At 59.9% G+C, this 14,245-nt stretch carries 9 protein-coding genes; 7 read left to right on the forward strand and 2 right to left on the reverse strand.

Annotated elements, in window-relative coordinates; translation table 11 throughout:
* Nucleotides 1–341: 341 nt before the first annotated feature.
* Nucleotides 342–2,270, reverse strand: coding sequence for a transglycosylase SLT domain-containing protein (locus F8N21_RS28595; protein WP_150645325.1), 1,929 nt, complete (start codon nt 2,268–2,270; stop codon nt 342–344).
* Between the two features lie 212 nt (nt 2,271–2,482).
* Here F8N21_RS28595 and F8N21_RS28600 point away from each other — a divergent pair, with 212 nt between their 5' ends.
* The gene (locus tag F8N21_RS28600) at nt 2,483–4,396 is read left to right on the forward strand and encodes an ATP-binding cassette domain-containing protein (protein ID WP_150645326.1); all 1,914 of its coding nucleotides are present in this window, start codon (nt 2,483–2,485) and stop codon (nt 4,394–4,396) included.
* A gap of 82 nt (nt 4,397–4,478) precedes the next feature.
* Here F8N21_RS28600 and F8N21_RS28605 read toward each other — a convergent pair whose 3' ends face one another.
* Entirely contained in the window at nt 4,479–4,916 is a 438-nt protein-coding gene (locus tag F8N21_RS28605; RefSeq protein ID WP_150645327.1) for a universal stress protein, read from the reverse strand.
* 103 nt (nt 4,917–5,019) lie between these two features.
* Between F8N21_RS28605 and F8N21_RS28610 the strand changes: the two genes are divergently transcribed.
* From F8N21_RS28610 to F8N21_RS28635, 6 genes are all read left to right on the forward strand, one after another.
* Nucleotides 5,020–5,457 carry a hypothetical protein gene (locus F8N21_RS28610; RefSeq protein WP_150645328.1) on the forward strand — a complete coding sequence of 146 codons (438 nt, stop codon included), beginning with the start codon at nt 5,020–5,022 and terminating at the stop codon, nt 5,455–5,457.
* Nucleotides 5,458–6,625: 1,168 nt separating this feature from the next.
* Complete coding sequence (gene fadB, locus F8N21_RS28615; RefSeq protein WP_150645329.1) at nt 6,626–8,773, forward strand: fatty acid oxidation complex subunit alpha FadB; 2,148 nt, start codon at nt 6,626–6,628, stop codon at nt 8,771–8,773.
* A gap of 30 nt (nt 8,774–8,803) precedes the next feature.
* Complete coding sequence (gene fadA / locus F8N21_RS28620) at nt 8,804–9,979, forward strand: acetyl-CoA C-acyltransferase FadA (protein ID WP_150645330.1); 1,176 nt, start codon at nt 8,804–8,806, stop codon at nt 9,977–9,979.
* A 99-nt stretch (nt 9,980–10,078) separates the two neighbouring features.
* Nucleotides 10,079–10,315 carry a DUF1653 domain-containing protein gene (locus F8N21_RS28625; protein ID WP_150645331.1) on the forward strand — a complete coding sequence of 79 codons (237 nt, stop codon included), beginning with the start codon at nt 10,079–10,081 and terminating at the stop codon, nt 10,313–10,315.
* 114 nt (nt 10,316–10,429) lie between these two features.
* On the forward strand, nt 10,430–13,042 hold the full coding sequence (topA, locus tag F8N21_RS28630; protein WP_150645332.1) for a type I DNA topoisomerase: 2,613 nt from the start codon (nt 10,430–10,432) through the stop codon (nt 13,040–13,042).
* Between the two features lie 463 nt (nt 13,043–13,505).
* Nucleotides 13,506–14,027 (forward strand): DUF6586 family protein, encoded by a 522-nt coding sequence (locus F8N21_RS28635; protein WP_150645333.1) that lies wholly within the window; start codon nt 13,506–13,508, stop codon nt 14,025–14,027.
* Nucleotides 14,028–14,245: the final 218 nt, after the last annotated feature.

A 14,245-nucleotide genomic window follows, 5' to 3' on the forward strand; every position in this document is an offset into this window, starting at 1 on the left:
CAGCCTATCGGCAGCTCCTACGCCGACCGCGTATGCCGGCAATCCCATGGTTGTCCGCAATCCTGTGTAGGAGCTGCCGCAGGCTGCGATCTGTTGATCCTGGCGATTGTGGCGCCCGCCGAAAAGATCGCAGCCTATCGGCAGCTCCTACGCCGACCGCGTATGCCGGCAATCTCATGGTTGTCCGCAATCCCTTGTGTAGGAGCTGCCGCAGGCTGCGATCTTTTGATCTTCGTTTCCTGAACAAAAATGCCCGCATCTCTCGATACGGGCATTTTTTGTTGATGCTTCAAAGCAGGATCAAAAGATCGCAGCCTGCGGCAGCTCCTACGTAGCCGGCATCATTGATCATCGAAATACCGCTCATGCCAGTCCACCAGCGGTTGCGGGGAGTTGAGTTTCTGGCCGTAGATCACCGAGTAGGACAATACGTTCTGCACGTACTGGCGGGTTTCGTCGAAGGGGATGCTTTCGACCCAGACGTCGAAACTCAGGTGATCGGCTCCGCGCAGCCATTGGCGTACGCGGCTGGGGCCGGCGTTGTAGGCGGCGGAGGCGAGTACGCGGTTGCCATTGAACTGGCTATGGACCTGGCTCAGGTAGGCGGCGCCGAGCTGGATGTTTTTATCCGGGTCCAGCACTTGCTGCGGCGAGGCCAGGGGAATGCTGAATTTGCGCGCGGTTTCCCTGGCGGTGCCAGGCATCAGTTGCATCAGGCCGGTGGCGCCGACGCCGGAGCGGGCGTCGGCCATGAAGGCGCTTTCCTGGCGGGTGATGGCGAACACCCAGCTGGAATGCAGGCCACGAATCCTGGCTTCGCGCACCAGGGTCTCGCGGTGGGCCATCGGGAAGCGGATGTCCAGGTCATCCCAGTATTTTGCCTGGCTGATGGTACGGATCGCCGGGAAATACCATTGCAGGTCGTAGGCCAGTTTGGCCTGGGCAACCATTTCGTCGCGGTTGAAATGCCGGCTGACGTGATACCACTCGCGGCGGCCATCGACGATTTGCCCGCGAGCATGGAATTCCAGGGCGCGACGCACGCCCGGGGTGTTGCGCACTTTATTGATCAGCTGCTGGCTGAGCACCAGTGGCGAGTTGTTCAAGTGGTAGGGCGACTGAGTGCGGTCGGCAGCCAGGAAACCGTAGAAATCCCGTTCCCGGGCCAGGCCTTTATAGAGCACCTGCGCCTGCGGATTCTGCGGTTGCGCCAGCTCCAGGCTGCGGGCCTGCCAGTAACGCCAGCGGTTGGTGGTGGCCAGGTCCTGGGGCAGTTGGCGGGTCAGTTGATAGGCGTCGTCCCAGCGCGCCAGGCGCAACAACAGGCGCAGGCGCCACTCGGAGACGGTGTTGTCACGCAGCTCCGGATCGTATTTGGTCATCACATCCAGGGCGCGGCTGTCGAAACGGCGGGCCAGGGTCAGACCGATTTCCCGGGCGATTGCCACTTTTTCGTCACGGGAGAAGTGCATGCTGCTGGCATAGCCGTCGAGCATCGCCAAGGCCTTTTCCGGATCCTGCCGCGCCAGGCGTCGCAGGCCCAGGCCGACCACGTCGGACATGGCTTCATTGGCCGGGGTGAAGCGTGACGGCTGGTCGAGCAGTTGCGGTTTCTGGGCGACGTCGATCAGCAACCGGCCCTGGGGGGCGAGGGTAGTCAGGCTATTGACCAGGTTGTTGGCCAGCGGGTAGTTGCGGGCGTCGGCGGCCAGCTTGGCGCGTTGCCAGCGTTTTTGCTCGGTCAACTGGCCTTCGGCGGCCCACTGAGCGAACAACCCATCGCAGGCCTCGGGTTGGGTTTTGCCGGTCAGCCAGAGCTTTTCGGCGTTGGCGTAACCTGCGGTCTTGAGGTTATGGCCGAGCTGATACTGGCCATACAGGCAATCCAGTTCGGTGAAGTTGAGCTTGGGATCATAGTATTTGACGAACGGTTGCCAGTCGCCGCGCTCGGCCAGCCAGCGCAACCAGCGCAGTTTCATCCAGTTGGCTTGCGGCAGGTCACCGTGCTCGGCGAGAAACTTCTCGATCTCGGCGTTGCTGGCGGATTTCAACCGGAAGGTCAGCTCGTCGTAGGCCAGGTAAGGTTCCAGCGGGTAATCGCGCAGTGCCTGGCTGTAACGCAAATACGGGCCTGAATCACCCTTGGCCAGGGCGCGCTTGGCTTCATCGTAATACTGGCGTTGTTGAGACAGGTCTGCAGCCTGGACGGATTGAACGGCAGTGGCAGAAAGAATCAAACAGGATAAAAAGCTGAAAATGCGGCTGCGCATGATACGTCCGGGCAGAGAAAACGTGACGAGTGCCGACGGTGCCGACACTGATTAGCTGTAGCTTAGCCTTTTGCCAGTAGCCGGCGAAAGCTTTGCCAGCTTGCCGGTGCAAGTTCCGGGTAAATGTTGTTCAGGGTGCTGCGAAGTTGAAATTGCCGGCCTTCTGAGGCCCCAAATCAGGTAGAATGCGCCCCCGGTTTTTGGAGAAGCTCATGACCCTGCTCAAATTCAGCGATGTGTCCCTTGCTTTCGGCGCTATGCCGTTGTTGGACAAGGTGTCCTGGCAGATCGCCCGTGGTGAGCGGGTGTGCATCATCGGCCGCAATGGCACTGGCAAATCCAGCATGATGAAGCTGGTCAAGGGTGACCAGAAGCCCGATGAGGGCTCCGTCTGGCGCGCGCCAGGGCTCAAGATCGGCGAATTGCCGCAAGAATTGCCGCTGGCCGACGAGCGGACGGTGTTCGACGTGGTTGCCGAAGGCCTGGACGGTGTCGGCGAGTTGCTCGCGCAATATCACCACCTGAGCCAGAACATCGTCACCGACGCTGACCTGGACAAGCTGATGCACGTCCAGCACGACCTCGAAGCCCGTGACGGCTGGCGCTTGCAGCAATTGGTCGACAGCACCCTGAGCCGCCTGCAGTTGCCGGCCGACAAGACCCTCGCCGAATTGTCCGGCGGCTGGCGTCGTCGGGTTCTGCTGGCCCAGGCGCTGGTGTCCGAACCGGATCTGCTGCTGCTCGACGAACCGACCAACCACCTGGACATCGGTGCGATCGCCTGGCTCGAAGAGGCGCTGAAGGATTTCCAGGGCGCCGTGCTGTTTATCACGCACGACCGTTCCTTCCTGCAGAACCTGGCGACCCGGATCCTTGAACTGGACCGTGGCGGCCTGATCGACTGGAACGGCGACTACGCCAGCTTCCTGGTGCACAAGGAAGCCACCCTGGCCGCCGAAGAGACTGCCAACAATCTGTTCGACAAGCGCCTGGCCCAGGAAGAAGTGTGGATTCGCCAGGGCATCAAAGCCCGTCGCACCCGTAACGAAGGCCGCGTGCGCGCCTTGAAAGCCCTGCGTGTAGAGCGTAGCGAGCGCCGTGAACGCACCGGCAAGGCCAATATCCTGCTGGACACTGCCGACAAGTCCGGCAAGCAAGTCATGGTCCTCGAGAACGTCAGCTTCGCTCACCCGGACGGCCCGTTCCTGATCAAGGATTTCTCCATGGTCCTGCAGCGCGGCGACCGTATCGGCCTGCTCGGCGCCAACGGCACCGGCAAGACCACCTTGCTGAAGCTGATGCTCAGCGGCTTGCAGCCAACCAGCGGGACGATCGAAGAGGGCACCCGGATCGACGTGGCCTACTTCGACCAGTTGCGTCATCAGCTGGATCTGGAAAAGACCGTGATCGACAACGTCGCCGAAGGTCGCGACTTTATCGACATCGACGGCCAGAGCCGCCACGTCCTGAGCTACCTCGGCGACTTCCTGTTCAGCCCGCAGCGTGCCCGCACGCCGGTCAAGGCGCTGTCCGGTGGCGAGCGTGCCCGTCTGTTGCTGGCCAAGCTGTTCAGCAAGCCGGCCAACCTGCTGGTACTCGATGAGCCGACCAACGACCTCGACGTCGAAACCCTCGAGCTGCTGGAAGAGGTCTTGCTGACCTTCAAAGGCACTGTGCTGATGGTCAGCCACGACCGGGCATTCCTCGACAACGTGGTCACCAGCACCCTGGTCTTCGAAGGTGAAGGCAAGGTCCGTGAATACGTCGGTGGTTATCAGGACTGGATTCGTCAGGGCGGCTCGCCGCGCCTGCTGGGCGTGACCGAGAACAAGTCCGGCAAAGCCGAGCTGGCCTCCGCTGTTGTTGCCCCGGTTGCTGCCGCGCCTGCCCAGGAAGCGCCAGTGGCCAAGAAGAAGCTCAGCTACAAGCTGCAGCGCGAGCTGGAAGGCTTGCCAGGCGAGATCGAAGCCAAGGAGCAGAAGATTGCCGCGGTCGAGGTCGAAATGGCTGATTCAGGCTTCTATCAGCGTCCTGCCGCACAAACAGCGGCGGTAATCGCTCAATTGGAGCAATTGCAGGCTGAGCTGGAGACCCTGGTCGAGCGTTGGGCCGAGCTGGATGCCTGATTGATCTGGTGGCAATAAAAAGCCCGGCGTTCAGTGATGAGCGCCGGGCTTTTCGTAGGAGCTGCCGATAGGCTGCGATCTTTTAGCTTTTGATCAGGCGCACCGCCAGCACATCGCAAGGCGCGCCATGCAGCACGTCGTTGGCCGTGGAGCCGAGCAGCAGCGCCAGGCCATGCCGGCCGTGGCTGCCGACCACGATCAGGTCGCATTCCTGTTCCTTGGCCAGGTGATGGATCTCCTGGCGCGGCTGGCCGTAGGTCAGGTGACAGTTGGCCTTGGTGGCCTCCGGGTACTTCAGGATCAAGCGATCGAGCCGCTCTTTAGCCTGGTCGAACTGCTGTTGTTGCAGTTGCGAAAGGTCCATCGGCACGTCGCCACCGAAAGCCATGGCCATGGGCTCGACAATATGCACCAGCGAGAGTTTGGCGCCATTGCTGACGGACAGTTCACGAGCACGCTTGATGACGGGATCGCATTCTTCAGTGAGGTCGACTGCGACCAGGATGTGTTCGTAGGGCATGGAAGGCACTCCGCAGGATTGCGATAAGGGTAAGTATGGCTGGTTTCAAGCGGATTGGTTTTAGTGCGGCGCAATCCGCTCATCAAGAATCGGGAGTACACATATGACGGTCTGGATAGTGGTGTCAATCCTTGCGGTGGTTCTAAGCCCTCTGGCCTGGTTGCGCCCATCGCGCCAGCAGAGCGGGCGGATGGCCCTGCGCATGGAGGCGCGACGCATCGGCCTGGCCATGCAACTGGCGCCTCAGGAGTGGCCACACTGGCTGGAGCCCGAGCCGCCGAGCCCTTGCGCGCAATACCACCGCCCCCGGCGCAGCGTTAACTCGAGGTGCTGGTGCTACTGGCAGACAGCGCCTGGCGTGTGGGTCAATCAATGGCGGGAAGTGTGTGAGGATGAGACGTTGCTGGAGCAATTCAAAAAGTTGCCGGGCAATGTGTTCAAGATCGAAGCGGACCAGCAAATGATCGTCTTGTATTGGGGTGAAAAGGGCGAAGCGACTGTTTTGCAGGATATTGCAGCAGTCCTCAAGGCGCTGGCCTGAAACCTGTTTTCCTGTGGGGGCGGGGCTCTCGCGGCTGTACCCCGATCCAATGTGGGGGCGAGCCTGCTCGCGAAGGCGGCCTGACAGTCGGCCTGACAGTCGGCCTGGCTCTTGCGGATGTACCCAATTCAATGTGGGAGCGGGCTTGCTCGCGAAGGCGGCCTGACAGCCGGCCTGGCTCTTGAGGGTCGGTGGTGTACATATCCATTCCTGCGGTAACGGCCACTTAGGGTTTCGCCCTTACGGCGAGGCCCTTTTGGCAAACGCCCCAAAAGGACCCAAAAGGTCTCGCCCCGGCGTACGGCACCTCGCTAAGGCTCGGCGTTCCCTCGCTCCGGCGTCCATCATGGGGCGCCGCGCCGCGGCGTAGTCAGCTTCGCTGACGGCGCTTCGCGCCACCCCCCTGATGAACACCTCCACTCGGCCTTCCGAAGGGGCGGGTAGATCAAAAGCCAAAGCAAAAGCAAAAGCAAAAGCGAGGCGGCCTACCGGCCGGCCTGTTTGTGAGGTGTACGCGTGCCCTTGTAGGAGCTGCCGCAGGCTGCGATCTTTTCAGGGCAATGTATTTTTCCCTGCGGACGCCAGGATCAAAAGATCGCAGCCTATCGGCAGCTCCTACGGGGGAGGTTGGGGTGATTTCGAGGGGGTTGGCAGGCAATAAAAAGCCCGACATTGATCATCGGGCTGGAGTTGGCCAGGCAGGCCGGAAATTCGGTAAATCGCTACGGCATGGGTTGCGTGGCGCTGATCTTACCCTTGGCATTCGCTCAAGGTCTCATGTTTTTGTTGCGGTCCCCACCCGCTTGGCTTGAGAAAGCCAGCGGCAATGCGGGTTAGGGCGACTTTTCTAATTATTGGCCTTATGAATGTTTAAACATGCGCGAGCATGTTGACGCTCTTCCCGACGCTTGCGTGACTGCAAAGTCGCGTTTCAACCAGCATTTTGGGCGATTGACAATTGTCTGAAATTCCGTGAAGGTGGCGTACCCGAATCAAACGGGCGTATGAATTGAGCGTTTGTATTACAGATCGCTCCTACAGAATCCCGACTATCGCGTTGGCGGGTGTGCCTGGCAGATCGGCGTAGCATCGACGGTAACGTTAATGCCGAGCCAGAAGTCAGCGTCCGACGTGTACTGTTCAGCTTCCATATCGTGGAGATCAGTTGATGATTTACGAAGGTAAAGCCATCACGGTTACGGCTCTTGAAAGTGGCATTGTCGAATTGAAATTCGACCTCAAGGGTGAGTCCGTCAACAAGTTCAACCGTCTAACCCTGAACGAACTGCGTCAGGCCGTAGACGCCATCAAGGCAGATGCTTCGATCAAGGGTGTGATCGTCAGCAGTGGCAAGGACGTGTTCATCGTCGGTGCCGACATCACCGAATTTGTCGAGAGCTTCAAGCTGCCTGATGCAGAGCTTGTTGCGGGTAACCTCGAAGCCAACAGAATTTTCAGCGATTTCGAAGACCTGAATGTTCCGACCGTAGCCGCGATCAACGGCATCGCTCTGGGCGGCGGTCTGGAAATGTGCCTGGCGGCGGACTACCGCGTCATGGCCGCTAGCGCCAAAATCGGCCTGCCGGAAGTCAAGCTGGGCATCTACCCGGGCTTTGGCGGTACCGTGCGCCTGCCACGGATCATCGGGGCCGATAACGCCATCGAGTGGATTGCCGCCGGCAAGGAAAACCCTGCCGAAGACGCACTGAAAGTCGGTGCAGTCGACGCTGTGGTCGCTCCAGAGAAGCTCCAGGAAGCTGCGCTGAACCTGATCAAGGGCGCCATCTCCGGCGAGTTCGACTACAAGGCCAAGCGTCAGCCGAAGCTGGAAAAGCTCAAGCTCAACGCCATCGAACAGATGATGTCGTTCGAAACCGCCAAAGGCTTCGTCGCCGGTCAAGCGGGCCCGAACTACCCGGCCCCGGTCGAAGCAATCAAGACCATCCAGAAAGCCGCGAACTTCGGTCGTGACAAGGCCCTGGAAATCGAAGCCGCCGGTTTCGTCAAACTGGCCAAGACGTCTGCCGCGCAGAGCTTGATCGGGCTGTTCCTGAACGATCAGGAACTGAAGAAAAAGGCCAAGGCCTACGACGAAATCGCCAGGGACGTGAAGCAGGCTGCCGTACTCGGCGCTGGCATCATGGGCGGCGGTATCGCTTATCAGTCGGCGTCCAAAGGCACGCCGATCCTGATGAAGGACATCAACGAGCACGGTATCGAGCAGGGTCTGGCGGAAGCCGCGAAACTGCTGGTGGGCCGCGTCGATAAAGGTCGCATGACCCCGGCGAAAATGGCTGAAGTGCTCAACGGCATTCGTCCGACCCTGTCCTACGGTGATTTCGGCCACGTCGACCTGGTGGTCGAAGCGGTCGTCGAGAACCCGAAGGTCAAGCAAGCGGTTCTGGCTGAAGTCGAAGATCATGTCAAAGAGGACACCATCCTCGCCTCGAACACCTCGACCATTTCCATCACCTTGCTGGCCAAGGCCCTCAAGCGTCCGGAAAATTTCGTCGGCATGCACTTCTTCAACCCGGTGCACATGATGCCGCTGGTGGAAGTGATCCGTGGCGAGAAGTCCAGCGAGTTGGCGGTTGCCACCACCGTTGCCTACGCCAAGAAAATGGGCAAGAACCCGATCGTCGTCAATGATTGCCCGGGCTTTCTGGTCAACCGCGTGCTGTTCCCGTACTTCGGCGGTTTCGCCAAGCTGGTCAGCGCCGGTGTGGACTTCGTGCGCATCGACAAGGTCATGGAAAAATTCGGCTGGCCGATGGGCCCGGCCTACCTGATGGACGTGGTCGGCATCGACACCGGCCACCACGGTCGTGACGTCATGGCTGAAGGCTTCCCGGACCGCATGAAAGACGACCGTCGTTCGGCTGTTGACGTGCTCTACGAAGCCAAGCGCCTGGGCCAGAAGAATGGCAAGGGCTTCTACGCCTACGAGACCGACAAGCGCGGCAAGCAGAAGAAAGTCGCCGATCCGTCGGTGCTGGAAGTGCTCAAGCCGATCGTTTACGAGCAGCGCGAAGTCAGCGACGACGACATCATCAATTGGCTGATGATCCCGCTGTGCCTGGAAACCGTGCGTTGCCTGGAAGACGGCATCGTCGAGACCGCTGCCGAAGCCGACATGGGTCTGGTCTACGGTATTGGTTTCCCTCCATTCCGTGGCGGTGCGCTGCGCTACATCGATTCGATCGGTGTTGCCGAGTTCGTTGCCCTGGCTGACCAGTACGCTGATTTGGGCGCGCTGTACCACCCGACCGCGAAGCTGCGTGAAATGGCTGAAAACGGCCAGAGCTTCTTCGGTTAAGCGCCCACACTAGAGCGAGAGTGAAATTTTATGAGCTTGAATCCTAGAGACGTCGTGATTGTCGACTTCGGTCGTACGCCGATGGGCCGCTCCAAGGGCGGCATGCACCGCAATACCCGTGCTGAAGATATGTCGGCGCACCTGATCAGCAAACTGCTGGAACGCAACGTCAAGGTCGATCCGGCCGAAGTCGAAGACGTGATCTGGGGCTGCGTCAACCAGACCCTGGAGCAGGGCTGGAACATCGCCCGCATGGCGTCCTTGATGACGCAGATCCCGCACACCGCTGCCGGCCAGACCGTCAGCCGCCTGTGTGGCTCGTCGATGAGTGCTTTGCACACGGCCGCGCAAGCGATCATGACCGGCAACGGTGACGTGTTCGTCGTTGGCGGCGTCGAGCATATGGGCCACGTGAGCATGATGCACGGTGTCGATCCAAACCCGCACATGTCGCTGTACGCGGCGAAAGCCTCGGGCATGATGGGTCTGACCGCGGAAATGCTCGGCAAGATGCACGGCATCACCCGTGAAGCGCAGGATGCCTTTGGCGTGCGTTCCCACCAACTCGCTCACAAGGCGACGCTGGAAGGCAAGTTCAAGGACGAAATCATCCCGATGCAGGGTTACGACGAGAACGGTTTCCTGAAATTGTTCGACTACGACGAAACCATCCGTCCGGAAACTACCCTGGAAAGTCTCGCGGCCTTGAAGCCTGCGTTCAATCCCAAGGGCGGCACCGTAACGGCGGGTACTTCCTCGCAGATCACCGACGGTGCTTCGTGCATGATCGTGATGTCGGCGCAGCGTGCCCAGGACCTGGGCATCCAGCCGCTGGCGGTTATCCGCTCGATGGCCGTGGCCGGTGTAGACCCGGCGATTATGGGCTATGGTCCAGTACCGGCGACACAGAAAGCACTGAAACGCGCCGGTCTGGGTATCGCCGATATCGACTTCTTCGAGCTCAATGAAGCTTTCGCCGCACAGGCCCTGCCAGTGCTGAAAGATTTGAAAGTGCTCGACAAGATGAACGAGAAGGTTAACCTGCACGGCGGCGCAATCGCTCTGGGCCATCCATTTGGTTGTTCCGGTGCGCGTATCTCCGGCACCTTGCTCAATGTGATGAAGCAAAATGGCGGCACCTTTGGGGTAGCTACCATGTGCATTGGCCTCGGCCAGGGCATTGCCACCGTCTTCGAACGCGTTTAAACGTTTCGTTGATGGAAGCCGGGGCCATGTGCCCCGGTTTTTGTTTTTCCGGAATTATTTTGTTTTTATTTTTTGACAGGTTTACAGGAGGGCCAGCACATGAAAGTCGAACCCGGGCTCTATCAGCATTACAAGGGGCCGCAATACCGCGTTTTCAGTGTCGCGCGGCATTCCGAAACCGAAGAAGAAGTGGTGTTCTACCAAGCGCTGTATGGCGATTACGGCTTTTGGGTGCGTCCCTTGAGCATGTTCCTGGAGTCGGTCGAAGTTGACGGCGAACAGGTGCCACGCTTTGCTTTGGTGCAAGCCGAACCGAGCGTTTTTCCGCAGCCATAAGGGGAGTGCGCGCAGAACCCTGCGCTTGACCTCACCTTGTTGCCACTATATATAGCGGTGCCGCGTCAGGCGCTAACCGCCTTTCACTTCTAGAATTCAGGAATTTTCTGATCCATGGGCAAATCGCTGGTCATTGTGGAATCCCCGGCTAAGGCCAAGACCATCAACAAGTATCTGGGTAACCAATACGTGGTGAAGTCGAGTATCGGCCATATCCGAGACCTGCCCACCAGCGGTTCGGCTAGCGCCAGCAAAGAGCCTGCCGCCAAGCGTGGCAAGGCCGCCGCGGGTGAAGGTCCGGTACTCACGCCGAAAGAGAAAGCGCGCAAGCAGCTGGTTTCGCGCATGGGTGTCGATCCCGATCAAGGCTGGAAAGCCAAGTACGAGATCCTCCCGGGCAAGGAAAAGGTCATCGAAGAGCTGCGCCGGCTCGCCAAGGATGCTGACACCATCTATCTCGCAACCGACTTGGATCGCGAGGGGGAAGCCATTGCCTGGCACCTGCGCGAAGCCATCGGGGGTGACGACAGCCGCTACAAGCGCGTGGTGTTCAACGAAATCACCAAGAAGGCGATTCAGGAAGCCTTCTCCAAGCCAGGCGAGCTGGACATCGATCGGGTCAATGCCCAACAGGCGCGTCGCTTCCTCGACCGCGTGGTCGGTTACATGGTTTCGCCGCTGCTGTGGTCGAAGATCGCCCGTGGCCTGTCCGCCGGCCGTGTGCAATCGGTTGCGGTGAAGCTGGTGGTCGAGCGTGAGCGTGAGATTCGCGCGTTCAACCCGGAAGAGTACTGGGAAGTGCATGCCGACCTCGGTACCGCCAAGGGCGCCAACGTGCGTTTCGAAGTGGCCCGTGAAAACGGCGAAGCCTTCAAGCCGCTGAATGAAACCCACGCCATGGCGGCCCTGGAAAAGCTCAAGGCTTCCAGTTACACCATCGCCAAGCGTGAAGACAAACCGACCAGCAGCAAACCGTCGGCACCGTTCATCACGTCCACCCTGCAGCAGGCCGGTAGCAACCGCCTGGGCTTCGGGGTGAAGAAAACCATGATGATGGCTCAGCGTCTGTACGAAGCGGGCTACATCACCTACATGCGTACCGACTCGACCAATCTGTCGGCCGATGCCGTGGAAATGGCGCGGACCTATATTGAAGGCGAATTCGGCAGCAAATACCTGCCGCCCGCGCCGAACGTCTACAGCAGCAAGGAAGGCGCACAAGAGGCTCACGAAGCGATTCGACCTTCGGACGTGAATACCGACCCAAGCAAGCTGGTGGGCATGGAACGTGACGCTGAGCGGCTCTACGAGCTGATCTGGCGCCAGTTCGTCGCTTGCCAGATGCTGCCGGCGAAATACCTGTCGACCACTGTCACCGTCGCCGCCGGGACCTTCGAGCTGCGCGCCAAGGGCCGCATCCTCAAGTTCGACGGCTACACCCGGGTCATGCCGCAAATGGCCAAGCCTGGCGACGACGATGTGTTGCCGGACATGGCTCAGGGCGACGCGATGAAGCTGATCAAGCTCGACCCGAGCCAGCACTTCACCAAGCCGCCTGCGCGTTACTCCGAAGCCAGCCTGGTCAAGGAAATGGAAAAACGTGGTATCGGTCGTCCTTCGACCTATGCGGCGATCATTTCGACCATCCAGGATCGTGGTTACGTCGCGCTGCACAACCGGCGTTTCTATTCGGAAAAGATGGGCGATATCGTTACCGAGCGCTTGTCCGAGAGCTTCTCCAACCTGATGGACTACGGCTTCACCGCCGGCATGGAAGAGAACCTCGATGACGTCGCCCAGGGCGAACGCGACTGGAAAAACGTGCTCGACGAGTTCTACGGCGACTTCAAGAAGAAACTCGAAGTGGCTGAAAGCGCGGAAAGCGGCATGCGTGCCAACGAACCGGTGATGACCGACATCCCCTGTGTTCTGTGCGGCCGGCCGATGCAGATTCGTACGGCCTCCACCGGCGTGTTCCTCGGTTGCTCGGGTTACAGCCTGCCGCCCAAAGAACGCTGCAAGGCCACCGTCAACCTGGTGCCGGGCGATGAAATCGCTGCGGACGACGAGGGTGAGTCGGAGTCGCTGGTATTGCGTGGCAAGCATCGCTGCCCGATCTGCAGCACGGCGATGGACGCCTACCTGCTGGACGAGAAACGCAAGTTGCACATTTGCGGTAACAACCCGGATTGCCTCGGTTTCGAAGTCGAAGAGGGCACGTACCGGATCAAGGGCTACGAAGGTCCGAGCCTGGAATGCGACAAGTGCGGCAGCGAGATGCAGCTCAAGACCGGCCGTTTCGGCAAGTTCTTCGGTTGCACCAATGCGGAATGCAAGAACACCCGCAAACTGCTGAAAAGCGGGGACGCGGCGCCGCCGAAGATGGATCCGGTGAAAATGCCGGAACTCAAGTGCGAGAAAGTCAACGACACCTACATCCTGCGTGACGGTGCTTCCGGATTGTTCCTGGCCGCCAGCCAGTTCCCGAAAAACCGCGAGACCCGTGCGCCGCTGGTGATGGAGATCGTGCCGCACAAGGACGAGATCGATCCGAAGTATCACTTCCTGTGTGAAGCGCCGAAGAAAGATCCGGACGGCCGTCCCGCGGTTATCCGCTACAGCCGCAAGACCAAGGAGCAGTACGTCCAGACCGAAGTCGAAGGCAAGCCTACCGGCTGGCGCGCGTACTACGACGGCGGCAAGTGGACCGTCGAAGACAAGCGCTGATCGTCAGAGACTGAACAAGAAACCTGTGGCGAGGGAGCTTGTTGTGGCGAGGGGCTTGCCTGTGGCGAGGGGGCTTGTTGTGGCGAGGGGGCTTGCCCCCGTTGGGTCGCGCAGCGGCCCTAAAACCTGCAATCCCATTTTGTCAGGCACACCGCATTCACCGGTTTTGCGGCTGCTGCGCACCCGAGCGGGGGCAAGCCCCCTCGCCACAAATGTAACCAGGCCAAGAGTCGCGCTCACTGACAAGCGATGGTCGTTAACGATAACGCGTGCTTTCTGAATAAACGCGCCGCCCTTGAGTCCATCGCGAGCAAGCTCGCTCCTACAAGGGCGCAGCACAGGCCGCGTGAAAACCCTCGGGTTATCACGCGGCCTTTTGTTTTTTGCGCTTGCAGTAGGCCGCAGTGACCACGACACTGTCCGGCCAGCATGCAGCTTTTTATTCGTTGTGGAGACTGCCGTCATGGCCCACGAACTCTATACCCGTACCAACCAGAAAATTTACTTTGCCGGTCTTGCGCTCGAAGCGTTGGCCAAGGCTGAAGAGGGGCGGGCGATCAACTCCCAGGCGCTGGTTCAGGCAGGGCGGGAAACGGTGCTGTTTCATCTGTACGGCGCGGTGCTCGGGCTGTGCCATGAGATCGCCGGCTTCTACCGTTTGCCCCAGGCCAATGCGCCACGGGCAGAGATGTTGCTGACTCGCGAAGTGCTTGAAACCCTGGCAATCCCCGAGCTGGCTGAACTGGTAGAGCTGGCACAGAACCGCGAAACCTGGCTGGCGAAGCTGCTGGCGGCCCATGCTGCGCTGTTCCAGCCACCACGAGCGCCGCGTAAGGCGAAGGGCGACGTCACTCAGCCGTTGATCGTTGCGGTCAATCTCGATGAGGAAGTGGAGCCGGAGTTGAGTCGCGAAGAGCTGGAAAGCTGGCGACAGAATCTGAAAGGACTGGCGATCCGGTTTCGAGATGGGCTCAGCGAGAGTTGAGGGTTATTTCGGATCGGGTGTGATTGGTTGTAGCAGCTGGCGAAGGCGGCGTCCGGTTCTCGTAGCAGCTGCCGAGCCTGCGAGGCTGCGTTCGGCTGCGCAGCAGTCGTGAAGCCAGACTCTGCGGTATTCCAGACAAACCGTGGAAGCAGGATTTACTGGCGAAGGCGGCGTCCGGTTCTCGTAGCAGCTGCCGAGCCTGCGAGGCTGCGTTCGGC

This window comes from Pseudomonas fluorescens, from assembly GCF_902497895.1.
Taxonomy (GTDB): Bacteria; Pseudomonadota; Gammaproteobacteria; order Pseudomonadales; family Pseudomonadaceae; genus Aquipseudomonas; species Aquipseudomonas fluorescens_BP.